The organism is Oceanobacillus sp. CFH 90083, assembly GCF_009389585.1.
Lineage (GTDB): Bacteria > Bacillota > Bacilli > Bacillales > Amphibacillaceae > Oceanobacillus.
In genome coordinates, this window is record NZ_VIYG01000007.1 from 15,939 (window position 1) to 42,253 (window position 26,315).

The 26,315-nt window shown below is 39.6% G+C and carries 25 protein-coding genes; 8 read left to right on the forward strand and 17 right to left on the reverse strand.

Translation table 11 applies throughout. The features are described 5' to 3' along the window. Positions 1–92: 92 nt before the first annotated feature. The 6 genes from FLK20_RS11965 to galU all read right to left on the reverse strand — a co-directional run bounded on the left by FLK20_RS11965 (position 93) and on the right by galU (position 7,244). Positions 93–1,712 (reverse strand): ABC transporter ATP-binding protein, encoded by a 1,620-nt coding sequence (locus FLK20_RS11965; protein WP_152657042.1) that lies wholly within the window; start codon positions 1,710–1,712, stop codon positions 93–95. 150 nt (positions 1,713–1,862) lie between these two features. Further along, on the reverse strand, positions 1,863–2,639 hold the full coding sequence (locus tag FLK20_RS11970; protein ID WP_152656813.1) for an ABC transporter permease: 777 nt from the start codon (positions 2,637–2,639) through the stop codon (positions 1,863–1,865). Positions 2,640–2,972: 333 nt separating this feature from the next. Then, positions 2,973–3,749 (reverse strand): glycosyltransferase family 2 protein, encoded by a 777-nt coding sequence (locus FLK20_RS11975; protein ID WP_152656814.1) that lies wholly within the window; start codon positions 3,747–3,749, stop codon positions 2,973–2,975. Between the two features lie 24 nt (positions 3,750–3,773). Then, positions 3,774–4,898 (reverse strand): glycosyltransferase, encoded by a 1,125-nt coding sequence (locus tag FLK20_RS11980; protein WP_152656815.1) that lies wholly within the window; start codon positions 4,896–4,898, stop codon positions 3,774–3,776. A gap of 31 nt (positions 4,899–4,929) precedes the next feature. Further along, positions 4,930–6,051, reverse strand: a complete 1,122-nt coding sequence (locus tag FLK20_RS11985) for a glycosyltransferase (RefSeq protein ID WP_152656816.1) — start codon at positions 6,049–6,051, stop codon at positions 4,930–4,932. 311 nt (positions 6,052–6,362) lie between these two features. Continuing rightward, positions 6,363–7,244 carry a UTP--glucose-1-phosphate uridylyltransferase GalU gene (galU, locus tag FLK20_RS11990; RefSeq protein ID WP_152656817.1) on the reverse strand — a complete coding sequence of 294 codons (882 nt, stop codon included), beginning with the start codon at positions 7,242–7,244 and terminating at the stop codon, positions 6,363–6,365. 204 nt (positions 7,245–7,448) lie between these two features. On the opposite strand from galU, the gene FLK20_RS11995 reads away from it, so the two are divergent. Then, positions 7,449–8,759 (forward strand): nucleotide sugar dehydrogenase, encoded by a 1,311-nt coding sequence (locus tag FLK20_RS11995; RefSeq protein ID WP_152656818.1) that lies wholly within the window; start codon positions 7,449–7,451, stop codon positions 8,757–8,759. A 41-nt stretch (positions 8,760–8,800) separates the two neighbouring features. Here the strand turns inward: FLK20_RS11995 and FLK20_RS12000 are convergent, their stop codons facing one another. Then, positions 8,801–9,910 carry a glycosyltransferase family 4 protein gene (locus FLK20_RS12000; RefSeq protein WP_152656819.1) on the reverse strand — a complete coding sequence of 370 codons (1,110 nt, stop codon included), beginning with the start codon at positions 9,908–9,910 and terminating at the stop codon, positions 8,801–8,803. Positions 9,911–10,227: 317 nt separating this feature from the next. Between FLK20_RS12000 and FLK20_RS12005 the strand changes: the two genes are divergently transcribed. From FLK20_RS12005 to FLK20_RS12015, 3 genes are all read left to right on the forward strand, one after another. Further along, positions 10,228–10,641 (forward strand): hypothetical protein, encoded by a 414-nt coding sequence (locus FLK20_RS12005; RefSeq protein WP_152656820.1) that lies wholly within the window; start codon positions 10,228–10,230, stop codon positions 10,639–10,641. A 219-nt stretch (positions 10,642–10,860) separates the two neighbouring features. After that, the gene (locus tag FLK20_RS12010; RefSeq protein WP_152656821.1) at positions 10,861–11,613 is read left to right on the forward strand and encodes a threonine/serine exporter family protein; all 753 of its coding nucleotides are present in this window, start codon (positions 10,861–10,863) and stop codon (positions 11,611–11,613) included. A 50-nt stretch (positions 11,614–11,663) separates the two neighbouring features. Continuing rightward, positions 11,664–12,107, forward strand: a complete 444-nt coding sequence (locus FLK20_RS12015; protein ID WP_152656822.1) for a threonine/serine exporter family protein — start codon at positions 11,664–11,666, stop codon at positions 12,105–12,107. A gap of 138 nt (positions 12,108–12,245) precedes the next feature. Here the strand turns inward: FLK20_RS12015 and FLK20_RS12020 are convergent, their stop codons facing one another. Next, positions 12,246–12,494 (reverse strand): hypothetical protein, encoded by a 249-nt coding sequence (locus FLK20_RS12020; protein ID WP_152656823.1) that lies wholly within the window; start codon positions 12,492–12,494, stop codon positions 12,246–12,248. 519 nt (positions 12,495–13,013) lie between these two features. Here FLK20_RS12020 and zwf point away from each other — a divergent pair. Beyond that, entirely contained in the window at positions 13,014–14,489 is a 1,476-nt protein-coding gene (gene zwf / locus FLK20_RS12025; RefSeq protein WP_152656824.1) for a glucose-6-phosphate dehydrogenase, read from the forward strand. 80 nt (positions 14,490–14,569) lie between these two features. On the opposite strand, the gene FLK20_RS12030 is transcribed toward zwf, so the two are convergent. The 4 genes from FLK20_RS12030 to FLK20_RS12045 all read right to left on the reverse strand — a co-directional run bounded on the left by FLK20_RS12030 (position 14,570) and on the right by FLK20_RS12045 (position 19,441). Continuing rightward, positions 14,570–14,863: a hypothetical protein gene (locus FLK20_RS12030; protein WP_152656825.1), complete on the reverse strand. Its 294-nt coding sequence runs from the start codon at positions 14,861–14,863 to the stop codon at positions 14,570–14,572. A gap of 136 nt (positions 14,864–14,999) precedes the next feature. Then, complete coding sequence (locus FLK20_RS12035) at positions 15,000–18,071, reverse strand: efflux RND transporter permease subunit (protein ID WP_227995022.1); 3,072 nt, start codon at positions 18,069–18,071, stop codon at positions 15,000–15,002. Between the two features lie 3 nt (positions 18,072–18,074). Continuing rightward, positions 18,075–18,941, reverse strand: coding sequence for an efflux RND transporter periplasmic adaptor subunit (locus FLK20_RS12040; protein ID WP_194165613.1), 867 nt, complete (start codon positions 18,939–18,941; stop codon positions 18,075–18,077). A gap of 227 nt (positions 18,942–19,168) precedes the next feature. Beyond that, on the reverse strand, positions 19,169–19,441 hold the full coding sequence (locus tag FLK20_RS12045; RefSeq protein WP_152656827.1) for a hypothetical protein: 273 nt from the start codon (positions 19,439–19,441) through the stop codon (positions 19,169–19,171). 567 nt (positions 19,442–20,008) lie between these two features. Here FLK20_RS12045 and FLK20_RS12050 point away from each other — a divergent pair. The 3 genes from FLK20_RS12050 (at position 20,009) to FLK20_RS12060 (ending at position 23,250) form a co-directional block, all read left to right on the forward strand. Next, the gene (locus FLK20_RS12050) at positions 20,009–21,001 is read left to right on the forward strand and encodes an ABC transporter substrate-binding protein (RefSeq protein ID WP_152656828.1); all 993 of its coding nucleotides are present in this window, start codon (positions 20,009–20,011) and stop codon (positions 20,999–21,001) included. Between the two features lie 183 nt (positions 21,002–21,184). Then, a complete protein-coding gene (locus FLK20_RS12055; RefSeq protein WP_152656829.1) occupies positions 21,185–22,042 on the forward strand; it encodes an ABC transporter permease in 858 nt (285 codons plus the stop codon). Next, entirely contained in the window at positions 22,042–23,250 is a 1,209-nt protein-coding gene (locus tag FLK20_RS12060) for a quaternary amine ABC transporter ATP-binding protein (RefSeq protein ID WP_152656830.1), read from the forward strand. Before FLK20_RS12055 ends, FLK20_RS12060 begins: the two co-directional genes overlap by 1 nt. Before the next feature lie 100 nt (positions 23,251–23,350). Here FLK20_RS12060 and FLK20_RS12065 read toward each other — a convergent pair whose 3' ends face one another. The 5 genes from FLK20_RS12065 to FLK20_RS12085 all read right to left on the reverse strand — a co-directional run bounded on the left by FLK20_RS12065 (position 23,351) and on the right by FLK20_RS12085 (position 26,294). Continuing rightward, a complete protein-coding gene (locus FLK20_RS12065) occupies positions 23,351–23,560 on the reverse strand; it encodes a hypothetical protein (RefSeq protein WP_152656831.1) in 210 nt (69 codons plus the stop codon). A gap of 108 nt (positions 23,561–23,668) precedes the next feature. Further along, positions 23,669–24,091 (reverse strand): 3-hydroxyacyl-ACP dehydratase FabZ, encoded by a 423-nt coding sequence (gene fabZ, locus FLK20_RS12070; RefSeq protein ID WP_152656832.1) that lies wholly within the window; start codon positions 24,089–24,091, stop codon positions 23,669–23,671. 108 nt (positions 24,092–24,199) lie between these two features. Beyond that, positions 24,200–24,529, reverse strand: a complete 330-nt coding sequence (locus tag FLK20_RS12075) for a DNA-directed RNA polymerase subunit beta (protein ID WP_152656833.1) — start codon at positions 24,527–24,529, stop codon at positions 24,200–24,202. A gap of 123 nt (positions 24,530–24,652) precedes the next feature. Then, entirely contained in the window at positions 24,653–25,471 is an 819-nt protein-coding gene (locus tag FLK20_RS12080) for a flagellar hook-basal body protein (RefSeq protein WP_152656834.1), read from the reverse strand. Positions 25,472–25,484: 13 nt separating this feature from the next. Continuing rightward, on the reverse strand, positions 25,485–26,294 hold the full coding sequence (locus FLK20_RS12085; protein WP_152656835.1) for a flagellar hook-basal body protein: 810 nt from the start codon (positions 26,292–26,294) through the stop codon (positions 25,485–25,487). Between the last annotated feature and the right edge of the window lie 21 nt (positions 26,295–26,315).

Genomic DNA, 26,315 nt, shown 5'->3' on the forward strand with positions numbered 1-26,315 from the left:
TCACTATGGAAAAACACTACGCTGGTTATCGTTTCTAGTTACGTATTATTTTACATTATTAAAAGAATTACTTTATCAAATTATTGGCTGCTTTATTTTTGTTCTACGTTTTTTATTTTTGCCGCATTCGCTTTAACCGGCTGTTTTGCATTTACTATTCCAGTGTTTTTCTTTACCGTTTTTTTCTGGACGCCCATTGCTTCACGATATTTTGCAACTGCCTCTTCGGCGGTCCCATCAAATTTAACCTGTCCCTGCTCCATCCAGATGCCTCTGGTACATACTTTTTCAACAAATCCCATACTATGCGAAACGATGATTACTGCTTTAGCGTGATCCATCATCTCTTGAATACGGACACTTGCTTTTTCCTGAAAGGCAAGATCTCCTGTTGACAGTGCCTCGTCGACAATAAAGACATCCGGCTTTAAAATGGCTGCAATACTAAAGCCAAGCCGTGATTTCATCCCTGCTGAATAGTGCTTTACCGGCTTATCAATTGCTTTTTTTATACCGGAGAATTCAATAATCTCATCATATTTTTCATCAACACGTTCCTTGGGAATCCCTAACAGCATCGCATTTAGATAGATATTGTCTGTTCCCGTTAATTGCGCGTTGAAGCCTGTTCCATAGCCTAGCAAAGAAGATGTCTGACCATTTACTGTAAGGGTTCCTTCATCTGGCTTCAATATATTTGTAATGGCTTTACAGAGTGTACTTTTACCCGCACCATTATGCCCGATAATCCCGACAACTTCTCCTTCTTTAATATCAAAGCTGACATTTCTTAATGCCCAGTAATCCTCTTTTTTATTTTGAAGTTTAAATGAGACGCCGACATTCTCTGCTGTTACAATCGATTTTTTACCAACGTTTGTTTCTGTCTTGGTGACATTTAAACTGCGCTTCTGCCGTTTTTGCCGTGCAACTGGTGGAACCGTTTCTTTATAATGCTCAATAACTGTCTTGGGGTCGCCAATTTCTTTAACATGACCATTGTCCAGCCAGATTAACCGGTCACAGTTTTTCTGAGCATAGCGTAAACTATGCGTGACGATAATAACAATCTTGGCATTGGCAACCAGCTGCTTCAGCTTCTCTGCCGCTTTACGCCCAAATTTCACATCTCCTGTATTCAACGCTTCATCCAAAATAAGAACTTCCGGCTGCAGATGTGATGCGACACTGAAGCCAAGCCGCGCCTTCATCCCGCTGGAATAATATTTCATCGGCTGATCAAAGAACTGGCCAATTTCCGAGAATGCATGAATATCCTCAATGTAATCATGAATAAGCTGCTTATTAATGCCAAGCATCATTCCATTTAAATAGACATTTTCTCTTCCTGTCAGCTCTTTATTAAAGCCCATCCCAAAGGAGAAAAGTGCCGTGACATTACCATCGACGTGCATTGTTCCCTGATCCTGTTCAAGAATGCCGGTAATAATCTTGCTCAACGTCGTTTTCCCGGCGCCATTCGAGCCGATAATCCCTAAAATCTCACCCTGATAGCCAGAAAAAGTAATATCCTTTAACGGCCATACTTTTTCTGCTTTTTTCCGCTTTTCCTTCTTCCGGAAAAGGTTAATGATGGTTGATTTTAAATCATCCGCATGCCGGTTATCATGAAAGGATACGGCTACATTTTTCGAAACGACAACCTCTTCTTTAGACTGTTTTTCGATTTTTTCATTATCATGATTTGACATAATAAAACCTCTTTTATCGCACGATAGCTCATCAGCTGAAGCCTGCAGAACATGCTTCAGCATTTTGTGAAAGCCCCTCCCTAAAAATCAGAGGACAGCATTATAATGAGCTATATGCTTAATTCATTCCATCATACTGTGCGTGATGGATTATAATGCTTTAATAATCTTATGCTCATTTTTACTATAATAATAAATCATATAGACACTGATTGCTAAGCTGGCAACGAAAATAATGCCTAACCCGAGAAAGTCTGGTGTTTTATGATACATTAGAATATCACGGTAGGATGTTACCATAATAGCTATCGGGTTAACATCAACAAAGAAGCTATATTCAGGCGGTAAACGGCCGCCTTCCCAAATAATTGGTGATGCGTAGAAAAAGAGCCTTGTCACATAGCTGAGTAAATTATCAATATCACGAACGAATACTGTAATATAGCCTAATACAAGACCCAGCATCAATTGGAACGTCAGCTGTATTAAAATAAGAGCCGGTAAATAGATAACATGCCAATCCGGAAAAACGCCGTAAGCTAACAAAAACAGCGCAATAACAATTAAGCCAAATCCAAAATTAAATAATTGCGTCATCGTAAAAGATATTGGAAATAATGATTTTGGCAGGTATACCTGATTAATTATCGAACTGTATCTTAAAATTGATTTGGATGAGGAATTCATGCTTGTCGATACCCATCTCCAAACAACTAAACCAATAACTAGGAATAATCCATAATTCTCTTCTCCACGCTGTAAGATAATAACGACTAAGAAATAAAATACGAGTACGTTTAGTAGCGGATCAAGCAGCCACCAGAAATAACCGAGATAGCTGTTTCGGTGCTCCGCCTTGAGTCCGGATTTCACGAGATAGAACAGTAAATCCTTTCTCCGTAAAATCTCTTGTATATAGTTTTTCATTATAATTTGACACCGCCTAATTATTTCAACACTTTCTATCGTGGACATACTTATGATTGTCCTTTCGGGAAAGTGATTTTTTCAATCCTATCTTGCTCCGGCTTCCTTATTAAAAGGTTTCCTGAGCTTAGTTGCTATTATACACTAAAATAATGTTGTTTTATAAAAATAGTATAAGTTGAATTAAAGGATTTCACTTATTCTGTTTGTGCAAGGAGTCATGTAGCTTTCCGGCAACCGCTCTGGCAAAACACTACGCTAGTGAATGCTTTTACTATCTATCCTGAAATATCAACTTTTTTAATCTGTTTTATAATATATATTTAATATCCCCTACTTCTTCGCATTCCATTTTAATAAGTCCCCGAGAGAACGGGTTACGTAATGCGAGAAATAATATACTGCTTTGGGAAGGTTTTGCTGCTCTACTTCCCGGAATACATCCCAATTTCTTTTTGCTGCTTTCCATTTATTGCTGGAAATCGAGTTGCCGACTAATCGATATCTTGCTAATACTTCTGGTAGCCCATAAGCAAAATGACCATGTCTGGTGATTTCCAGCCAGAAAGCATAGTCCTGTCTGGTACGGATATTTACCATCCGCCGTTCGCCTATTCTTTCACGATCCAGCATCACCGTCAGGCATCCGATGACACAGCGCTTCATTAAATCTTCATACATTACGGTTGCAGGAGCTGTGCTGATTGCACCGGTATCTGTACCGTCTTCATTCATACGTACATATTGTGTGAAGGAAAAGGCGACCCCATTATCCTGCATAAATGCAAGTTGTTTTTCTAATTTTTCGGGCAGCCATAGATCGTCGCTGTCTAAAAAGGCAAGATAGCGCCCCTTAGACTGATTCATTGCTGTGTTACGTGTTATTGCCGATCCTTGATTTTCTTCCAAAACCGTTAAGTGAATACGACCATCTTTTTCGGCATAGCTTTTTACAATTTCTGCCGTACGATCTGTCGAGCAGTCATCAACAATAATCATTTCCCACTCCGAAAAAGTCTGTGCCTGTACCGATTCGATCGTTTCAGCAATAAATCGTTCGGAGTTATAGGTTGGCGTAATTACAGAGATTGTCGGTTTTTTATCTCCCAAATCATTCACCTACTTCATTTCGTCCTATTCATTCAATAAGCGCTGATAAATAGTAATCAGTTTTTCTTCTTCTGTTCCCCAATTCAGTTGTTTCTGGACAGCTTTTTTCCCGTTTTCGCCCATTTGTCTGGCAGCTTCCGGGTTATTTCTTAAATAATCCAATGCCTGCTTTATTTCCTGATCATTATGCGGGTCTACGGTGATACCACATTGATGCTTATCAATAAAGTTCTTCCAGACAGGAAAATTCGAACAAATAATTGGAATACCGGCATTCATATACTCAAAGAACTTCGTTAATTCTTTCTTCATATAATGCTCTGTTTCCGGAAAAATCGCAACCCCTGCTAACCAATTATGATTCAAATAAGCCTGTTCAATTTCTTCCTTGGGAATATATTGATTCACACCTTTAATATGAACCCGGTCTGATTGCTCTTTGGCAATCCGATAAATTTCATCTGCAAATTCCGTTGAGCATTTACCGATATAATTCATCGTAATATTCTCATCTATTAAAGGCAATTTTGCATGCAGAAATGCACCACGCACATCTGTTACATTGCCTGTATAAATTAATTTATCTTCTATTATCCCTTCACGCTGATGCTCTAAAAATGCGGTATTTACCATTGGATAATTTAAAATGCATTCTCCATCCGGATAAATATCCTTGTAATATTTCTCAGCAAGGATTAATTCCATCCTTTTTGCGAAAAACTGTTCCATTTTCTTATATGCCTTCGCAACCAATCTTCGGATAGGTTGCGGTAAATATTCTTTTTGCAGCATGCTTGTGATGTAGTCTTCATGAATATCATAAATCACATGATTCCGGCTGTTTTTAAGCAGCCATCCGATTGGCAGCAGTTCCGGGTCATGAAAATGATACACATCGGCATTTAGTTTTTTTGCCTGTTTATAAAGCGTCCAGGCACCCTTGGTCATGCGCTCCCATCTGCTTGTATAATCCTTGATGACAATATGCTTAATGCCACTTTCCTTATCTATACCCGCTTCCGTTTCCTTGGCAATCAGGTATACGTCGAATCCAGCTTTTTTTAATGATTTACATTCCTTATGATAAATTCTCGGATCATGAGGATGATGCACTGTTGTTAAATGAACAACACGTTTTTTTTCATTCATCGGAGCTGTCCTCTCTATTTATTATTCATCATTATTGGTCAATCGTTTGATTAAAGAGCTTCTCATATTCTTTGACGATCTTATCTGCACGGAAGGATACGGCTCGCTCCCATCCTTTTTCCGTTACCTGGCTTCTTTTTTCGTCATCCCAATTTAGGACATCTTCCATTCGTGCAGCAAGTGCATCTGGGTCTCCAACTGGTGTCACCACACCATATTTACCGTTGTCCAGAACTTCTGCAGCACCCGGTCTGGCATCAGTGGAGATAATAGGAATTCTGGTGGCTAGCGCCTCTGTCAGCACATGCCCAAATCCTTCTCTTTTTGAGGATAATACGAAAATGTCCGCCTTATTAAAATAAGCATATGGATTTTCCTGAAAGCCTACAAAAAATACATTTCCCTCTAAATTTAATGCTTTTACTTGTTTTTTCAGCTTTTGTTCAAGCTCTCCCTCACCAAGAATAACAAGGTTGGCCGGGATGTTCTTGTTTAATTTCGCAAAAGCACTGATTAACGTCGCCTGGTCTTTATCATCTACCAGACGCCCTGCTGTAATAATCACTTTTTTTCCGGGGGTAAATATAGATTGATGCTCCTCGGCAATTTTGCCTTGCTTCTTCATCGCTTCTATATTTCCTACATCGACCGGGTTATAGATAACCTCTATTTTTTTGGGATTTACTTTGTAGTTGTGAATGATATTTTGTCTTACTCCTTCAGACAGGGCAACGACTTTTTTAGAGAATCGATAAGCTAATCCATATAATTTCAATTTTGCATTAAACTTTCCTTCTGTTCCTAATAACGCTGCTTCCCGAACAATATTTTTCGCGTTATGACCGGATAACAGTCTTGCTGCAATCGCAATGAGGTTATAGTTAGGGATGGTACTGAATATAATGTCGGGCTTTTCCTTTTTAATTATTTTGGAAAAGGGGATAATCCCCGAGCGCAGTCTTCTGGTCGGCAGCTTGATAAAGGAGATTTCTTTTTTTAAGTATTTTTCATAATCTCCATCATAATTCAAAGTAATTAATGTCGGCTCAAACTGCTCTAAATCGATGTTATTTAATAGATTGAGCATCGTTCTCGCCGCACCGCCAGACCCCAGCTGATATATAAAGAAAAATATTTTTTTCTTCTCCCCCATGATTTTCATTCCTCTGCAAAGTAATTTGTCGATATTTTACCCAGAAGCATTATAACATAGGGGTAAGGATAAATAAATTTTCGACAGTGACTATTTTATGAAAAAAAGCTTGCTGGCGCTTGTTGAAATAATAAAAATGAAACAAAGGAATGAAGGGCTTTGTTTCATTAGAAGTGATGGCTTATGGAGTTTGTAAATTTAGATCTATTGTTCTTAACTTTATTTTCAATGGTTAATCTAACTTGATTAATCACTCATTTTTTTGATTTTCAAACAAGAATGCAGACCTCTGTCCAGTCTGCCTCCTCTTCTTATTGTTCTTCCTCTATTTTCGCTTTCATATACTTCAGCACACTCGCTTTTAAATCCGGTCTTTCCAGGGCAAAGTCAATCGTTGCTTCAATAAAGCCAAATTTGTTGCCTACGTCGTAACGCTTGCCTTCAAAGTTATATGCAACAATCTCCTGCGTCTGATTAAGTTGCTTTAATGCATCTGTCAGTTGAATTTCATTATCCTTGCCAGGTGCAAGTGTTTCTAAAATCGGGAAGATTTCCGGTGTCAAAATATATCTGCCCATAATAGCCAGGTTGGACGGGGCCTCTCCTGCGTTCGGTTTTTCAACAAGATCATGTACAAAACTGGTTCTGCCTGCCATTTCATCCTTGTTTTCAGGATCAATGATTCCGTATTTTGATACATTTTCCCATGGAACGGAATGAGCTCCAATTACAGCTGTGTGGTGCTCCTCATAAACATCAATCAGCTGCTTTAAACATGGCTTTTCTGATACAACAATATCATCACCAAGTAAGACAGCAAACGGATCATTTCCAATAAATGTACTTGCACAGCCAATCGCATGCCCGAGACCAAGCGGTTCTTTTTGGCGGATATAATGAATGTTTGCTAGTTTAGAGATGCTTCTGACCTCTTCTAATGTTTTCAGATCCTGTTTCTGCTCTAATTTTTCTTCCAGTTCATATGATTTATCAAAATGATCCTCTATGGCACGCTTGCCTCTCCCGGAAATAATCATGATATCTTCTATTCCTGAGGCCACTGCTTCCTCAATAATATATTGAATCGTCGGTTTATCTACAATTGGAAGCATTTCCTTTGGCTGCGCCTTTGTCGCCGGTAAAAATCTGGTTCCCAGACCTGCTGCGGGAATAATTGCTTTTTTGACTGTCATATCGTTCGCCTCCAGTGTGTTTTGTTGATATAAATGGCATCGTTACAATAAGGCTGGCTACCAATTACTATACATCTAAAATAGATAAATGTATAATATGGAACAAGTAATACATTGTATATTATGAAATATAAAATGTATTGTATAATATGTAATATACAATACATGACATGCATTTACATTTGAAAAAGGCAGGCTAAATAAATGAATCTATTTCAACAAATTCAAGATAAACAAGCAAAAATTTCCGTCATTGGTCTGGGTTATGTAGGACTGCCCCTTGCCGTGGAGTTAGCAAAAAAATATGATGTGGTCGGTTTTGATCTTAATGAAGCAAAGGTACAGCAATATATAAATGGGATTGATGTTACAGAGGAAGTCGGCAGTGAGGCTTTAAAGGAAACCTCCTTAGTATTTACAAGTGCGCCAAGTGATATCAGTGATTGTACATTTCATATTGTCGCTGTGCCGACACCGATTAATTCCGATAAAACACCGAACTTAAAACCTGTGATTTCAGCAAGCGAAACAGTTGGACAACACCTTTCTAAAGATTCTATTGTCGTTTATGAATCAACTGTATATCCCGGGACAACGGAAGAAGTTTGTATTCCTATTTTGGAGGAGAAATCTAACTTGGAATTCGGGAAGGATTTCAAAGTGGGTTATTCTCCAGAACGGATTAACCCGGGTGATAAGGTGAATACACTTGTCACAATTCAAAAAATTGTCTCTGGCTCGGACGAAGAAGCATTAAAAGAAATCTCTGCTTTATATGGTTCGATCATTCAAGCCGGTGTCTTTGAAGCAAAATCTATTAAGGTTGCAGAGGCTGCCAAGGTAATTGAAAATTCACAGCGTGATATTAATATCGCTTTTATGAATGAGCTTTCGATGGTCTTTAATAAGATGGATATTGATACGAAGGACGTTCTCGAAGCGGCCGGAACAAAATGGAACTTTTTAAAGTTTACTCCCGGCTTGGTTGGTGGACACTGTATCGGTGTAGATCCTTATTATTTCACTTATAAGGCAGAACAGCTCGGTTATCATTCACAGATTATTTTAGCAGGCAGAAAAATCAATGATGATATGGGCAGATACATTGCCAGCAGTATCATTAAGAAAATGATTAAGTCAAAGCTTCAGGTGGATGGTGCGCGTGTTGCCATTCTTGGACTGACGTTTAAAGAAAATGTGGCGGATGTGCGTAATACGAAGGTCAATGATATTGTCAATGAGCTGACAGAATATGGTGTAAATGTGCTTGTCCACGATCCAAAGGCAGAGCCTGAAGAAGTTAAGGAAGTTTTCGGATTCGAATTGGTTCAAGATAATGAACTAAAAGATCTGGATGCAGTTGTGTTAGCTGTCCCGCATCAGGAATACAGTAAATACGGTCCAAGCGACTTCCTGCCGATGTACAGAACAGAGGATAAAGTATTTATTGATATCAAAGGCGCTTACGGCAGAGAAGCTTTAGAAGCAGAAGGGTTTAATTACTGGAGTTTATAATACAAAAACTTATAATAAAAAAAAGCAGTGACATGCACAACTCAGTCACTGCTTTTTCTTGATTTCTTTCTTCTCTTAAACGGCCTAAAGATAAATGCCTTTATCCGCCGGAGCATGGTTACAATAGGCCTTTTCCCACCCATCACAAGCCCGGCGAGTTCAGCAAATATATGCAGCAGAACGATCATCACAGCTGTAAAGACAAGCGAAATTGCCAGATCCGCTTCAGAAAAGAGAATTCCTATCACCCCAAACAGTGCACTGAACAGGTAAATAATGACAACTGTTTTTCGGTGACTGTAGCCGGAATCAATTAATTGATAATGAATATGGCGGCGGTCTGCTGTCATGATACTTTCCTTATTATATAAGCGGCGAATCATCGCCACCAGCGTATCAAAAATAGGCACTGCAAGAATCACAATGGGAATAATAAAGCTAAAGAAGGTAATGTTTTTAAACAAACCTAAGATAGAAATAATGGCAATGATATACCCCAGCAGATTCGACCCGGTGTCGCCCATATATATCTTGGCGGGGTAAAAATTATGATATAAAAAACCAATATTTGCGCCAATAAAGGTAATACATAAGTAAGCAACCAGCACTTGCGTGTCCACAATCGCCATCGCAAAGATACTGATCATGGCAATCGTTGTTACCCCGGTGGCCAACCCGTCTAATCCATCAATTAGATTGATCGCATTGGTAATCCCAATAATCCAAAAGAAGGTAAGTATCGGTCCTAAAAAACCAAGTTCAACGACACCCAAGAGCGGAATTGTAATGCGTTCGATTACTAAGCCTGCATAAATAAGCAAGCTTGCAGCAACAATTTGGCCGGATAATTTAATAAGTGGACGGATCGTATATTTATCATCCAATGCTCCGGTAATTAAAATAATAAGCGAGCCGATCAGAATTTCGTCTATAAAGATATGTCTCGGCTGCAAATAAAGCATACCTAATAGAGCACCGGCAAAGATGGCCAGCCCGCCCAATCTTGGTGTGACATTTTGATGTATTTTCCGATGATTCGGTTTATCCATTGCTCCTATTTTCACTGCCAGCTTTTTCACCGGGAACGTAACCAGTAATGCTGTAATAGCAGAAATAAAAAAGGCTATCGTTAAATCTACATAGTTAAGCATAGTATTCTCCTAAAAATTACAATTCACATACTCTAAAAATTTCAGCTCCCGCTCGATCAGAAGCAGTAAGGCAAATAGGGTGACTCGCTCATTCTATTTCCATAATATCTCCCTAGTTTCGACATTATTTACTGTCGGTTTCTTTAAATTATATAGGACTCTTCATAGATTGCGCAATGATTTATCCGATTATTCTTTTGGAAACTTTCATAACAGGGTTTCCGCTGATGAGATACAGGTTAAATAAGACTTTTATTCATGTTGGGGTTATGATACATTCATTATTAAATAAATGTTTGAAAAGGAGATGCTTTCCTATGCACTTGTATATCTTTGTACTAGCCGCTGTTATTGCTACATTGGGAACCATCCGTATATTCCGTTCGACCTTGGATAATATGCTTACGGAGCCTGAAAAGCTTCCGAAGTATATGTCTGACTTTTTTATGAAGATTGCTTTGGTCGAGGTTTTACCTATTGCTATGCTGATACTTGGCTTCGTTTTTTCATCAGAAGAACAGCTGGTCATGTCTGATGCTTACATTCCTATTGCTATCATTGTTATTTTCATTACTTTTAGTATGTTTTATATTTTCTCTCAACGCTCTCCTGCCGGTAACGTTGAACAAGATATGAAGCAGCGTATCCAAATGTTGATATTCCTTACCTTGGCTTTTGCAAATGCAATTCCTTTTATGGCAATTGTTTTTATACTGTTGTCAGTTATTTAATCTTACTATGTTTTTGCATCTATTTCTTCATGTTTTAAATATGGAAAAATGTCATTTCAAGGGTTAAAAATAGCTGACAGCCAAATATATGCTGTGCCATTCATGCACTCAGGCTTTTTCCACTTCTCTCAGAAAATTAGGTTTACAGCTTTATTTCCCGGCTTCATTTACTTATAATATAAAATGTTATTGTTTTGAATCGGAAGTAGGTGTTAAGGTTTGAAAAAGTCATCTGTGACAGTAGAAAAAATTTGTTTATTAGCTGGAAAAATCATGCTGGCTTCTGGAGCGGAAACCTATCGGGTCGAGGATACCATGGATCGAATCGCAAAATCATATGGTGTAGAAAATCCGCAAAGTTATGCTACTTTAACCGGCCTGCATTTCTCGCTCGATTATACATCAAGCAGTTATTTCTTACGGATCACCAAGCGAGCAACAGATCTACATAAAATCGATGACGTAAATCAGCTTTCAAGGGAAATTGTTGCTAATCAAATTCCTTTAGAAGCAGCTTATCATAAAATGGAGATGTTGGAGAAAAATAGTTTATCTTTTTCCCTACGTTTCCAAATCCTTGCAGCAACGCTGGTCAGTGGATGTTTTTCATTAATGTTTGGTGGTACCTGGCCAGACTTTTTACCGGCCTGTTTTGCTGGATGTATCGGGTACCTGATGATGATTCTTTTTGATAAAATGATTGAAATTCGTTTTCTGGCAGAGTTTATCGGTGCATCATTCATTGGTTTAACTGCTGCATCCTGTTTTCTGCTCGGCTTCGGTGCCAGTCTGGAAATGATTATTATCGGTGCTGTTATGCCACTCGTTCCCGGACTTCCTATTACCAATGCCATCCGTGATCTAATGGCCGGTCACCTTGTCTCCGGCGTTTCTAAAGGGATTGAGTCATTACTTACTGCTGTGGCGATTGGAGCCGGTATTGCAATGGTCTATGGATTCTTTCCGGTTTAAGAGGTTGTTCATACCTTAATAGTTACATTTTGAATGGAGGATTGCGTGAGATGCTAGAAATAATCATTCAGCTTGCTGCAAGCTTTATTGCTTCGGCAGGTTTTGGCATATTATTCAATGCGCCAAAAAAATCATTAATTCCATGCGGTCTTGTCGGGATGGCTGGCTGGATTTTCTTTTATACACTCAGGGACTTTCATGTTGATATCGTTGCAGCAACTACATTTGCTGCTATCCTTGTCTCGATTCTCAGTCAACTTTGTTCACGTATTCTTAAACGTCCAATTATTATATTCACTGTATCTGGTATTATACCGCTTGTTCCTGGCGGTGTTGCATTTAATGCGATGCGGAATTTTGTTGAAAATGATTATAATACCGCTATTCAGCTCTCTGCTCAGGTAATGCTGCTGGCTGGAGGTATTGCTATAGGTTTGATGTTTTCCCAAGTTATTAACCAAATGATGTTGAAACTGCATAAGGCGAAGCTGTAATTTGGTTGGGAGTTTCTTCATAGCAATCTCCCGCTGAGTGAAGTTTCACTATATTTCAACGTTAAAAAGGGAACCGTTTTAGATTTAAAACTGGTTCCCTTTCCTGTCTAATGAAAGCTGATGACTTATGTTATTTAATTACTCACTGGTAAGTTTTTCAATTTCGTCTTTGCTTAATTTTGCGATTTCTGCTATTTGACTGATTGACATTCCTTTTGCTGTTAATTCCAAAACTATTTCCTTATCCCGCTTTCTTATACCTTCCTCTATGCCCTTCTTTATTCCCTCTTCTATTCCTTCTTGTTTTCCTTTATCCAAATATGAATTTGGCAGCTGAAGCACTTCTTCTTTCTCCTCCTCCGGCAAGTTCTCGATTCTCTCCATCATTGGGGTTTCCTCCTTTTGTTTAGTTTCAAATAGTTCTCAAAAAAGCCATACAAGAATTCCATTTTGGCCGGGTTAATCTGCATTCGGCTGATCATCCGCAGAAACTCGAATTTCACCTGAACTCGCTTCACATTTTCTCCTCATTTGATCATACATTATTTATTTTATTGGTATCGCCTTATTCAATATTAATTCCACTATTTACAAGATACCTTATTTGAATTCAGAAAAATTAATTTATTAACACCTTTTTAGAGGTAAATATATTGACAAAGCCACTGTTCATTCTGTAAAGTTAATGATTAATCCCCTTCTATCTTTAGGGAATTTTTAATGTTTTTGCACGTGTTCAAAAGCTTCACTGAAAAATCAATACTTTAGTAAAAGTGGGGGCAGTCAAAGCCTTTATGGATTTAGCCTGCAGGACATTTTTATCAGCTTTTGACTCAGCATTTTCAAAGGAAGTTCATACGCATTTTTAACATCTTTACAGAAACTAAAGAATTGAGGAACCTAATCATGAGTGAAACTATACAACCAAAAGCAACTATCGTGATTTTTGGAGCAACCGGAGATTTGGCAAACCGTAAATTGTATCCATCCATCTACCGTCTTTATAAAAGTGGTAAATTAGATGAGAATTTTTCTGTTATCGGGCTGGCCCGTCGTGGATGGAATAATGATATTATACGTGAAAAAGTAGAGAAATCTATTCAGGGGCTCATTCCCGAGGATGAAGACGTATCTGAATTCATATCTCACTTTTACTATAAATCATTCGACGTCACTTCTACAGATTCATATAAGGATTTAAAATATATGGTAGAGTCTCTTGAGCAGGATTATCACACGGATGGTAACCGTCTGTTCTATTTAGCAATGGCTCCTGACTTTTTTGGAACGATTGCCAATCAGCTGAAAAACCATGGTCTGAAAGAAACATCCGGCTGGACACGGTTAGTTATTGAAAAACCGTTCGGACATGACTTGGCATCTGCTAAAAAACTGAACAAAGAGCTTCAAGCTGCTTTTGATGAAAATCAGATCTACCGTATCGACCATTACCTTGGAAAAGAGATGGTTCAGAATATTGAAGTGATCCGTTTTGCCAATGGAATCTTTGAGCATTTATGGAATAATCGGTTTATTAATAATATTCAGGTAACAAGCAGTGAAACACTTGGTGTAGAAGAGCGTGCCCACTACTACGATACATCGGGAGCGACCCGGGATATGATCCAAAATCATATGCTGCAAATGGTTGCCTTGCTTGCGATGGAGCCGCCGATTAATTTAAGCACAGAAGAAATTCGATCAGAAAAAATCAAGGTACTGCGTGCTTTACGTACCATTAAAGAAGAAAAAGTCAGTGAGTATTTTGTCCGCGGGCAATACGGCGCTGGAAAGATAAACGGGCAGGAAGTTATTGGCTATCAGGATGAAGCAGAGGAATTAAAAGACTCTGCAACAGAAACCTTTGTTGCCGGAAAGCTGGTAATCGATAACTATCGCTGGGCGGGTGTCCCATTCTATATTCGTACCGGAAAACGGATGAAAGAAAAATCAACCAAAATCGTTGTAGAATTTAAGGATATCCCAATGAACCTTTATTATAAAAAAGATGATTTGCGTAATCCGAACCTGCTTGTAATCAACATTCAGCCGAATGAAGGGATTACCCTGCACCTGAATGCGAAAAAAACAGGGAATGGCAACTTAACAGAGCCGATTCAGCTTGCTTATCATCAAGATTCAGAATCCGGCATCAATACACCGGAAGCATATGAAAAGCTGCTCTATGACAGTATGCTTGGCGATGCAACGAACTTTACACATTGGGATGAGGTAGCATTGTCCTGGGAATTTGTTGATCGTATTTTAGCAAGCTGGTCTAATAAAAAAGCGGACTTCCCAAATTACGAATCCGGCTCTATGGGACCAAAAGCTGCGAATGAATTGCTTGAAAGAGACGGCTTTCACTGGTGGCCAGAATAAGCTTGATTTATCCAATAAAAAACCATCCTGCTTCCAGCGACAGGATGGTTTTTTTCATATTATTGCATACGCTTTTGTTACTAATATTTTCTTGATTGAAATACAGAAAAAATTAATACAATACTTGTAATCCAGTGCATCACCATACCAACAATCGGGATAAATCCGATAATGCTCGTCACAATCCCTAAAACGCTGCCCGCTATCCATCTTCCATTACGGCTGGCAAGAAATAATGTAATAATATGGAGAACCAGCATAACAAATAATGGCGTGTATCCGGAACCCATAATATAGAGACCGCCAAAGAGCGGAATCCCCAAAAGCCCTTCAAATATCCCTGTTAGCAGCTGCATAATTTGAGCTATTGCCATGTTATCTACCTTCCTTCGTTTTTCTTCTATCATACTTGATTTTCGATGAAAACCAACATTTTTTTAATTTAGGGTGTTCAAAAAAACAGCTTTACAAATGCGAGTTTACCTCAATAGCAAGAGAGCTGACACAAAATCACTTTTGGACTGCTTTCTTTCGCTTCCTTCTCCCTGTTACCTTCTTTGTCATATTATCAAAGATCAGATAAATAACAGGAACAAAGAATAGCGTAAAGATACTGGAGACAGTGAGCCCAAAGATAATCGTAACTGCTAATGGCTGCTGCAGCTCTGCTCCTTCACCAATCCCTAATCCTAATGGAATCATCGCCAAAATGGTTGTCAGCGAGGTCATTAGAATCGGGCGCAGTCTGGATCGTCCTGCTTCAATGATTGCTTCCAGCTGATCCATGCCGCGTCTGCGCAGAATATTGATATAGTCTACCAAAACAATGGAATTATTGACAACAATACCGGCGAGCATAATGATGCCAATAAACCCGGCAACACTAAGAGATATATTGGTCATAAATAATCCGCCGATAACACCAATAATGGTTGTTGGCAATGCAAACATAATGATAAAAGGCTGCAACAGATTTTCAAACTGGACAGCAAGTACGATATACACTAAGAAAATCGAAAAGATCAGCGCCACTCCAAGCTCCATAAAGGCTTCTTCCATATCTTCCGCCTGTCCGCCAATGTTATACGTATAACCTTCAGGGAAGTTCATTTGACTAAGCTTCGTTTCGATATCCGCTACAACACTTCCTAAATCACGGTCAACTACACCGGAGCTCACATTCATTTGCGCCTGCTGATTTTCCCGCAAAAGGGTTTGCGGTCCCTCTGCCTGTTCGATTTCTACAAGCTCATCTACCGGAATCGTCGCTCCTGATGGTGATTGAATGCTGCTATCTAACAGGTCTTCCATACTTGTACGTGTATCTTCCGGGTAAGATATCGTAATATCAATTTCCTGCCCTTCTTCCCGATATTGGCCGACTACCTGCCCGGAAAATTTCATTTCCAGCTGGCTGGTGATCTGTGCTCCTGAAAGGCCATAGCCCGCTGCAAGGTCCTCATCTACACGAAGCTCCATTTGCGGGATTCCATCTTCTGCTGTGGAGGATGTATTGGTTACCCCTGGTACCTCTTGTATCTCCTCTAACACCTGTTCAGATAAATCAATAAGCGTCTCATTTTCCGGACCATTTAATTGAATCGTAATTGGATCTCCCATTTCCATGCCGCCGTCCATGGCAGAAGCTGCAATGTCTGCACCTGCAATATGCTGTACACGTTCATCAATTTCTACCATAATTTCTCCGGTTGAACGGTCACGCTCGGCAGCAGGCGTCAATTGCAGGGTATAGGTTGACTGGTTCACACTTCCTGTAAATCCGGCTGAACCAATGGTTACATAGCTGACCTCCATATATTCATCATAATCTGCTAAAATTTCATCTACCTGCTCTGTAATACCAATCGTATAATCTAAGCTGCTTCCCGGCGGCGTTTCCACCATAATCTGCGCCTGCCCCTGATCTGCTGACGGCATAAATTCCATCCCGATGCGCGGAATTAGGAAAAGACTTCCCGCAATGGCTAAAATCGTTACCAGTACTGTTGTTTTTCTAAATTTCAAGACCTTTTCCAGGCCTTTTCCATAACGATTTTTTAACCAAGTTAAGAATCGATCAAACCAATACCTTTTTCCCGACCCTTCCATGACATTCGCTAATAGCTTGGAAGAGAGCATGGGAACAAGGGTAACAGCAACGACTAAGGATGCCACTAAAGAAAAGGATACCGCAAGTGCCAGCGGTGTAAACAAATCCGATGACATTCCTTCTACAAAAACAATTGGCAGAAATACGACTAATGTTGTTGTTGTTGAAGCAATAACTGCTGGTGCCAGTTCAATGGATCCTTTCGTCGCTGCTTCAAAGAGACTATAGCCTCTTCTCCGGTATGAAAAGATATTTTCCAAGATAATAATCGAACAATCGAGCATCATACCAATTCCGAGAGCCAATCCGCCCAGCGAAAGGACATTGAGTGTCTGACCGGTAAAGTACATCAGTGCAAAAGTTGCAATAATCGCAATTGGAATCGATAATCCAATAACAATGGTAGCACGGATACTTTTTAAGAATAAGAGCAGGATAAAAAAGGCAATTGCTCCACCAATTAAAATATTATTGATGACAGAGTCAATCGACATCTCGATAAATTCAGAGGTATCAATGATTGTTTTTAAATCCAGACCCTCTGGCAAATCCTCCACAATTCCCGGCATCGCATCTGTAATATTTGTTGCAACCTCTACCGTATTCGCATCTGTCTGCTTCATCACAGACAGGACAAGCGCATGCTCGCCGTTTACCATCGTTTCCGAGGAAGCCTCTTTAAAATCATCATGCACCGTTGCAATATCAGAGACACGGACAATGCCGCCTGATTCTGATAGAATTTGTGTATTTTCAATATCTTCTATATGATTAAATTCACCGATAACACGAATCTGTAAATCTTGATTTCCCTGCTCTACGGTACCAATAGAAGAAGAGCTGTTGGCACTTCGAAGTGTATCCATCACATTTTGAGGTGATATGCCATATTGCTCTAAGCTTGCTTCATCTAATTCAATTTGAATTTCTCTTTCCAAGCCTCCTTCAATGGTGACCGAGGCTACACCTTCCTGTCTCTCAAAGAAAGGTACAATTTGCTGATCTGCCAGCTCTGTTAACTCAGCTAAGTCATCACCCGTTAATCCTAAATACATGACCGGAAGTGAATCAGGGCTGAAGCGGAGGATATTCGGTTCTCCTGCTCCTTCAGGTAAAAAGCCCTTCACCTGATCGACTTGTTCTCTCACATCCAGTAAAGCCTGGTCTAAATCTGTTCCATTTTGAAACATCATCATGACCATGGACGCACCAGGCTGTGATTGCGACTGAACGGTATCTATTCCTTCTACTGCACTTACTGCTGATTCAAGTGGTCTGCTGATTAAATTCTGTATATCTTCAGGTGCTGCATCTTGATAATTGGTTGCAACAACAGCTACCGGTAAATCTATTTCAGGGAAAAGATCGACCGCAAGATTGCGCAATGACATGAATCCCAAGGCAAGAACAGCTAATACAATCATTATGACGCCAATTGGTCGTTTTACAGAAGTTTTTATAAGCTGTTTCAAAATCTATTCCCCTTTCACTACTTCGACAGCATCGCCATCTTCTAATCCGGATTGTCCTGTTATCACGATTTCTTCCCCTGCTTCGAGATCGCCCTCTATTGCTGTTTGCTGCGACTGCATTGTAATGACAGCAATTTCGCGCTGTTCTACCGTCTCATCTGCAGTTACAACAAATACAAAGGATTCTCCTTCATTTTCTACAATCGTTTCTGTCGGCACGATCAGCGTATCTGATTCAACCGTTTCGTTTACAATAACTTTAGCAACAGATCCAGAAACAAAGGATGCATCTCCCGCTTCAAAGGTTAAAGTAACAGAATATAGCCCTGTATCGTCAGGAACCCAGTTCATATTGGTAACCGTTGCCGTCCTTTCTTCGCCGCCTGCTGTTACTGTCAGTTCATCATCCATATTCAATAATCTTAATACACCTTCTGGCACACTGCCTGTTGCCCTCCATTGATCCGTATCAGCAAGCAGCATAAAAGGCTCTTCCGGATCAATGTTATCTCCTTCCGTCGTCTGAATTTGAATGACTTCACCTGCTTCAGGTGCATCCACAGATTGCGTATTGCCATCAAAAGTCAATGTAGCAACGGTGTCATTTTCTTCTACCGTATCTCCAACATTTACTTCTAATGTGTCTACTTCTAAAGGCTGCTCTATCATAATCGGGGTCATTTGCGAGGGTTCAAGCCGGGCGTTAAAGGTTCTTTCCCGGGTTAAATTCCCTTCTTCTACCTCATCTGTTTGTACAGAAATCACTCCTACCTCTTCATTTTCTTGAGCGGATTCACTATTTTCACCTGTGCATGCTGCTAACACAAGCAGCATAAAAATCAATCCCATTGCTCCAATACTTTTTTTCATGGTTGTGTATTTTCCCCTTCCATATTTTATCCAGATCTTACTATATAAATTGAATGATGTATTCAAAGCTGAGCTGCCACTCCAAAGGTTTTCATCGGGGGCATACTTAGACCAGTCCCCGAAAGAATCGCCGTCAGTTGCTGCATATAATCCTGACTTACTCATTGCTATAATGATACGAGAAAGTTCAATTTATATAGCGCTCGTTTTTTATGCCTTTTATTTCTTTATGTAGTACGAAAGTGACATACAATTTGTTTCAAAAGCGCCTTCATCGATGAAAATAATTTGAACTGGCGACTGCTGCCTGTGTAACATTTTTTAAAGTCATTTGCACCTCTTTTCATTAAGATAATGAATAAAGTAAGACGTTTTCTTTCTTCGCTTACTTTATATATTAGCTGTTTTGTTATCGGTCTGTAATAACCCAACGCTGTATTTTCGCCTAAGTCTTCAGGTCTATCTATTGATCCACCTGCAAAATGAGAATAGCCTTCCATTATGTAACCGCCTTATTGTACATTGCTTCCTAAAATTTAGTATATCCCTTTTAAAATACCCTCGCAAACCTCATCTTGGTCGATTGGGAAACAGCAATAACTTGATTCAAATGTATCTTATCATGCTGCGTCAGGCGCAAGTTTCATTTCATTAAAGAATGGATCGTATTTTCAAAGAAGTATATTGCCCTCCCCTTTAAATGATTCTATTTCTCTATCATTTCGATCATATTCGACAGATTTTTTCACTCTCTTTGACAAAGGGAACGTATTTTAGAGTATTCCCGACAATTATAAAGAAAAATACACCTAAACCTATTTTATCTCTGCTATACATAGAAATATGCACATTTATACACTTTTAAGCGCTTTGTTTATTTTGATCCGTATAAGGTATAATTAAGAATCGAATCCTGGCTAACTTCTATATAACTGCATTCATCCTCACTCCATTCACGATTAATAAGCTTAATTTTATTACTGTACATTTTTCTAAATTTTAGTTTGCTTCATTCTTATCAACATATATACCTGAAAATTGTCAAAATAAGAAGGAGACGGAAAACAATGAAAAAATTATTAATTACTTTGATAGCTGCATGTATTCTTGTTTTAGCTGCTTGCGGCGACTCGTCAGATGGAGAAATCGATACCATTATTTTTGCTGATGCCGGCTGGGACAGCATCAATGTACACAATCATATTGCAGCAAAAATCCTTGAGGAAGGATATGGATATGATACAGATATTACAACTGGCTCCACACCAGCTACCTTTCAAGGATTGCGTGATGGGGATATCCATGTATACATGGAAGTATGGACAGATAATATCCGAGAATCTTATGAAGATGCAATTGAATCGGGAGATATCGAAACCCTGTCTGTTAACTTTGATGATAATGATCAAGGAATTTACGTTCCAGCGTATGTAATTGAAGGTGACCCGGATAGAGGAATCGAACCTCTCGCACCAGATTTACAAACGGTGGAAGATTTAAAAAATTATCCAGAAGTATTTGAAGATCCTGAAGATCTTGGAAAAGGTCGTTTGATTAATGCTCCCAGCGGATGGGCTGTAGAGGAAGCAATCAATCAAAAATTTGATTTTTATGGACTGGGTGAGGAATTTAACAACTTCAGTCCGGGCTCTGATTCAGCTATTATTACCGATTTAGCCCGTGCCTATGAAGCTGGAGAAGGCTGGGTTGGCTATTATTGGTCACCTACTGCAATTACAGCGCAATATGATTTAATTTTATTGGAAGAAGCACCTTATGACGAAGCAGTCTGGGAAGAGTCAAGAGGGACAGAATTCCCGCCAAATGATGTGGTTATTTCCGTACATGCAGATTTTCCTGAACAGGCTCCCGAGGTTGTGGAATTCTTAGAGCAATATGAAACGAGCAGTGTATTAACAGAAGAAGCATTGGAGTACATGGAAGAAAGTGGGGCGTCTACTGAAGAAGCTGCTTTATGGTGGATGCAGGAGCATAAAGACATTTGGAGCGCCTGGCTTCCAGAAGATATCGCCCAGGATGTACTTGACTCGCTTGAATAATTTCATATAAAAACCATGGAGTAGCTTGCCATCAGGCTAGCTGCTTCTTGTTTTTCAACATGAGCAGCTGTCATTTCCTGATTAATCAGCTCTGAGGTTACCGTCAGACATGCTGCCAGCACGTAAACAAAATATATTACAGAAGGAGAGGTACATACTGCTTTTTTTGCAGCTATAATGCTTATGATTAGTTTTCCAGATATTAGTTTCGAAGCAGGAAAGTATATTGATGATTTTGTCAGCTTTCTTGCCGATAACCTGTCAGCTCTATTTGATTTCATATTTTTTATAACATCCAGATCTATCAACGGATTGACGGATTTTCTGATGATTATTCCATGGTGGCTGTTTATTATTATCATCTTCTTACTTGGCTGGTATTTTAAATCGCTTTTCTCCGGTGTATTATATGGCATATTTATATTCCTCATCGGAACCTTTGGACTTTGGGAAGAAATGATGATTACGATTTCCATTATTTTAACAGCAGTTATTATTTGCTTAATCATCGGGATTCCGCTTGGTGTGGCGATGGCCTTTAATAAATGGGTTTCGATGATATTGCGCCCTATTCTTGACGCTATGCAGACAATGCCCAGTTTTGTTTATTTAATTCCAGCTATTTTCTTCTTTGGCTTAGGGAATGTTTCTGCTATTTTTGCAACATTGATCTATTCATTGCCGCCGGTTATCCGTTTAACAGACTTAGCTATCCGGGGTGTTGATAAAGAGGTTGTTGAGTCAGCACATTCTTTCGGCTCTTCCAGATGGCAAACTCTGTCAAAAGTTCAGCTACCGCAAGCATTGCCGACTATTATGGCCGGGGTTAACCAGACTACCATGATGGCATTGGCTATGGTTGTTATCGCATCGATGGTTGGAGCTTCCGGTCTCGGAGAGCAAGTGCTGGTATCGATTAACCGGATTGATATTGCTCTTGGTTTTGAAGCTGGTATCAGTATCGTATTCTTAGCGATTATTATTGACCGTATCACCAATGGAATCGCTGAAAAAGTACAACGTCGTGGAGGTAATCAATAATGACCGTACAAATTCAAGTGCAAAATGTATCAAAAATATTTGGTTCCAAACCAAAATCCGCTATTCCTCTGGTTAAAAAGGGATTGTCTAAGGAAGAAATTTTAAAGAAAACCAATCATACAGTCGGTGTTTATAATGCTACCTTTGATATTCACAAGGGCGAGGTTTTCGTTATTATGGGACTTTCAGGGAGCGGGAAATCCACATTAATTCGCTGCTTTAATTTATTAAATAAACCGACGGACGGCTCTATTTTCCTGGATGGGCAGGATATTACCAAGTGCAGTCGGGACGAATTAAAAAAAGTACGGCAAGAAAAAATTGCGATGGTTTTCCAGCATTTTGGTTTATTCAGCCACCGGACTATTTTGGCAAATGTGGAGTACGGTCTGGAAATTCGAAATGTACCAAAAGAAAAACGCCGGGAAATTGCGATGCAGAATATTGAAACGGTTGGCCTAAAAGGCTATGAGGATAAATATCCAGATGAATTATCCGGTGGAATGCAGCAGCGTGTCGGCTTAGCCCGCGCACTCACCAATGATCCAGATATTTTATTAATGGACGAGCCTTTCAGTGCACTTGACCCTTTAATTCGCCGGGAAATGCAGCTTGAGCTGTTAGACATTCAGGAACGGCTGCAAAAAACGATTATCTTTATTACACATGATGTGAATGAAGCTTTTCGTATTGGCGACCGTGTAGCTGTAATGAAAGATGGGCATGTAGAACAGGTCGGAACCCCGGAAGAGATTATTGCAAGTCCCGCCAATGATTATATTTCTGAGTTTATTAAAGATATTGACCGTTCAAAAGTATTTCAGGCGAGTCATATCATGACAAAGCCAAATGCGCTTGTTTCTATCAAGGATGGTTTAAATGTGGCTGTAAAGGAGATGCGTGAGAACGGGATTTCCAGTGTGTTTGTTGTTGACAGGTCGAGACGTCTTCAAGGAATTGTGACCATTGATGATGCGATTCAGGGAATTAAAGAGAATAAACCGTTAAGCGACCTGATACGGGAAGATATTACCGTTGTAACTGAAGAAGAATATATCAATGATTTAATTCCAAAGGCACTGGAATCCAGTTTTCCTTTAGCTGTTGTGAATGAAGAGCAAAAGCTGGTCGGTTATATTTTACGTGTTCATGTATTATCTGGACTTACCGCAGATGATGTTAGTGAAAGTAAGGAATATGTCTATTAAGCACTATCATGGCATAGCATTTTCTTTTAAGCGAAAAAACAAGAAGAAGGTAATGGATGAGTGGAAGTCATTGCCTTCTTCTTTCTTACTTTAGGGATGACTAGCCGTTGTTACGTGGGACTTCTTCTCTCTCATCGAAGTTATTTTCATCCATCGGATCATTGTTTCTTTCATTAAATTCATCTTCTCTTTCCTCATGATCAATGGTCGGGTTATCATCTACCGGCCCATCATCATTTGTTGTACCACATCCGGTCATCAATGTAAGAGCTAAGGCAGAAGCACCAACTTTTAATAATACCTTTTTCATCAAAAATTCCTCCCTTCTAAATTAACCTATTGCTCGAAATTAGGTTAACCCAGAAAAGAGGAATCATACATTTTTTATTCATATTCATTCAGGAAATTTATCGCATTTTTATTTTATCGCAAATGTGATTTCTGCCTCGCATGCAACTTCGCCATTTACTGTTGCTACACCTTTCCCTTTGCCGATGGGTCCCTTCATACGAATAATCTCAACTACCAGCTCCAGCTGATCTCCCGGCTTTACTTGACGTTTGAAGCGACATTTATCTACTCCTGCTAAAAAGCCAATTTTGCCTTTATTTTCTTCAATACCTAAAACAGCAATAGCACCTGTTTGTGCAAGGGCTTCTACAATAAGAACACCCGGCATAACCGGATAATCAGGAAAATGACCGGGAAAAAAGGGCTCGTTTGCTGTTACATTTTTAATGGCAGTAACTTTCTTTCCCTCTTCTATTTCCTTCACTTGATCTACTAATAAAAACGGATAACGATGTGGAAGCACTTCTTTAATTTGTTGAATATCCATGATTTTTTCGACTCCTTTTTGAACATCCTCTTTTATGTATATTTTTATAATATCTTAAAAGTACGTACTTAAAAAGCAGCAAAAACATATTCGTCCATCATCGAATATGTTTTAATCAACTTTATTTACAATATCGACAATATGCTGCCACGTTTCTAAACGCAGAACATCTAACGGAGAACCATCGCCAAGCACGGCAAACCCAATCATTAACCCAATAATAAAGGCGGCTGCAGCAAATATCGAGACAACAATAATACGTAGCCAGATTGGAAAAATACGTAGTCGTGGTCTGCTCAATTTTCGCTTGCGTTTATGCCTCTGTTTGGCTAGCTTTTCCGTCTTTCTGGAAATTTCTTGTTGTACTGCTTGTCCCTCATCAGTTGCTGATTCATGCTCAGCTTTGTGTGAGGAATTTTGCAAAGATGGATTTTTCGTCATTTCTGTAACTCCTTACAAGTGGCTGTCCAAAAAAGCTTGATAAAATAAAGCATACTTCTTGAACTCTAACGATATATAGCCTCTATCTGCTTCTGCTGATAAAGCATTAGCAATAGATAAAATTTAAGAACGGATGGTATTTACTAATCCAAGCATCTGATCACCCATGGTAATGGATCGTGAATTAAATTGGTAGAGTCGTTGTGCTGCAAGCATATCAGTCATTGCCTGTGACAAGTCTACATTTGATTGCTCCAATGCCTGCGGGTTAATCACAGCATCTTCCCCGGCATATGCCTGAATAATTTCATCCATATCCGCTTCTGCTGCGACTGCGAAGAAATTATCTCCTTCCGCTTCCAAAGCACTTGGCCGTACAGCTTCAACAATGGCCAACTCAGCTTCTGCCGCCTGTTCATCGCCTCTTGTTACAATTAATTGACCTCGATCATTCCATTCAATGGCATCAAATCCATCTTGAATTTCAATCGGTCCCTCTTGTCCGATAATAGGGTGACCATCGGAAGTTGTCAAGGCAAGCATGTCTCCCGCAACTGGGGAAAGGAAAAAAGAGCCGTCCCTTGTATAGACCGTTTCTTCCTGTCCATTTTCGATCCGGTTCACTTGAAAAAATATATTCTCTTCCGTTAACGCAGCATCTAATGCACGACCTGTCTCCATCATACTTCCTTGCAGCGGGTTTAAATGAATGGCACCTAAGCCCGCCCCTGCTCCGACACGAATGCCGTCCGGGGTCAATCTGCCTTCTGCATTTTCTGGAGCATTTAAATTATTTATTTGTTGGCTTAGTAAGGAAGAAAACTCCACCTGTCTGCTTTTATACCCAGCGGTATTGGTATTGGAAATATTATTCCCGATGACATCAAGCTTGCTCTGGATTTGATTCATTGTTACTGCTGCCTGATTCATAATACGTGACATGTCAGATTCCTCCTTAACCTAATCGCCCGACTTCTGTAACAGCTTTTCCAAGGCTCTCATCATACACCCGTAAAACACGCTGATTACTCTCAAATAACCGGTAAGCGTTCATCATATCCGACATTGCTTGAGCAGTATTTACATTCGACTGCTCTAATGCGCCCTGCTGCAAAGCATATTCAACATCTGCCGGTACAGCCTCTGCATCCCCTTGAAAAAGATCATTTCCTTCTTTTACCAACGCATTCACATCAGCTACATACTGTATACCTAGCGTAACCTCTCCGCCTGCTGTCGGGATGACTCCTTCCGGTGTGATATGCTCAATGGTTCCGTCTGTTTGAATATTATTACTATCTTCATCTAAAACATAATACCCTTGATTCGTCACAAGATAACCATCTGCATCAATCGTAAAATTTCCGTTCCGGGTATAGCGAACATCTCCATCCTCATTTTGAACCATGAAAAAAACTGCACCATTTTCATCAGGGACCTCTCTTTGATGAATCGCAACATCTGTCGGCAATCCAGATTCAACGATATCTCCCTGGGCAAAGTCGGGAATGGTTTCCTGAACATATACGCCTGTATTCATCCCGCCTAATTGACGGGATAAAGGAATATTGAATCCTCCTTGCGTTGTCGGAATCGTATTTACATGACCGCTTTGTTGAATCAATAATTCCGGAAAAGCACGAATTGCTGTTTGATCGGCCTTATATCCTGGAGTATTTGCATTGGCAATATTATTGGACAATGCTTCCTGCTGGCGCTGCTGTGTTATCATACCACTTGCTGCTGTATATAACCCTCTTAACACAAAGCTTCCTCCTCCGTCATA

Coding starts and splice junctions, on each gene's coding strand:
- FLK20_RS11995 (WP_152656818.1), top strand. CDS start 7,449: ATGAATCTATTTCAACAAATTCAAGATAAACAAGCAAAAATTTCCGTC.
- galU (WP_152656817.1), bottom strand. CDS start 7,244: ATGACAGTCAAAAAAGCAATTATTCCCGCAGCAGGTCTGGGAACCAGA.
- FLK20_RS11970 (WP_152656813.1), bottom strand. CDS start 2,639: ATGAAAAACTATATACAAGAGATTTTACGGAGAAAGGATTTACTGTTC.
- FLK20_RS12015 (WP_152656822.1), top strand. CDS start 11,664: ATGCTAGAAATAATCATTCAGCTTGCTGCAAGCTTTATTGCTTCGGCA.
- FLK20_RS12075 (WP_152656833.1), bottom strand. CDS start 24,529: ATGACGAAAAATCCATCTTTGCAAAATTCCTCACACAAAGCTGAGCAT.
- FLK20_RS11980 (WP_152656815.1), bottom strand. CDS start 4,898: ATGAATGAAAAAAAACGTGTTGTTCATTTAACAACAGTGCATCATCCT.
- FLK20_RS12080 (WP_152656834.1), bottom strand. CDS start 25,471: ATGTCACGTATTATGAATCAGGCAGCAGTAACAATGAATCAAATCCAG.
- FLK20_RS12065 (WP_152656831.1), bottom strand. CDS start 23,560: ATGAAAAAGGTATTATTAAAAGTTGGTGCTTCTGCCTTAGCTCTTACA.
- FLK20_RS12005 (WP_152656820.1), top strand. CDS start 10,228: ATGCACTTGTATATCTTTGTACTAGCCGCTGTTATTGCTACATTGGGA.
- FLK20_RS12055 (WP_152656829.1), top strand. CDS start 21,185: ATGATTAGTTTTCCAGATATTAGTTTCGAAGCAGGAAAGTATATTGAT.
- FLK20_RS12040 (WP_194165613.1), bottom strand. CDS start 18,941: ATGAAAAAAAGTATTGGAGCAATGGGATTGATTTTTATGCTGCTTGTG.
- FLK20_RS12060 (WP_152656830.1), top strand. CDS start 22,042: ATGACCGTACAAATTCAAGTGCAAAATGTATCAAAAATATTTGGTTCC.
- FLK20_RS12030 (WP_152656825.1), bottom strand. CDS start 14,863: ATGGCAATAGCTCAAATTATGCAGCTGCTAACAGGGATATTTGAAGGG.
- zwf (WP_152656824.1), top strand. CDS start 13,014: ATGAGTGAAACTATACAACCAAAAGCAACTATCGTGATTTTTGGAGCA.
- FLK20_RS12000 (WP_152656819.1), bottom strand. CDS start 9,910: ATGCTTAACTATGTAGATTTAACGATAGCCTTTTTTATTTCTGCTATT.
- FLK20_RS12045 (WP_152656827.1), bottom strand. CDS start 19,441: ATGGAAGGCTATTCTCATTTTGCAGGTGGATCAATAGATAGACCTGAA.
- FLK20_RS11965 (WP_152657042.1), bottom strand. CDS start 1,712: ATGTCAAATCATGATAATGAAAAAATCGAAAAACAGTCTAAAGAAGAG.
- FLK20_RS11985 (WP_152656816.1), bottom strand. CDS start 6,051: ATGGGGGAGAAGAAAAAAATATTTTTCTTTATATATCAGCTGGGGTCT.
- FLK20_RS12050 (WP_152656828.1), top strand. CDS start 20,009: ATGAAAAAATTATTAATTACTTTGATAGCTGCATGTATTCTTGTTTTA.
- FLK20_RS12020 (WP_152656823.1), bottom strand. CDS start 12,494: ATGATGGAGAGAATCGAGAACTTGCCGGAGGAGGAGAAAGAAGAAGTG.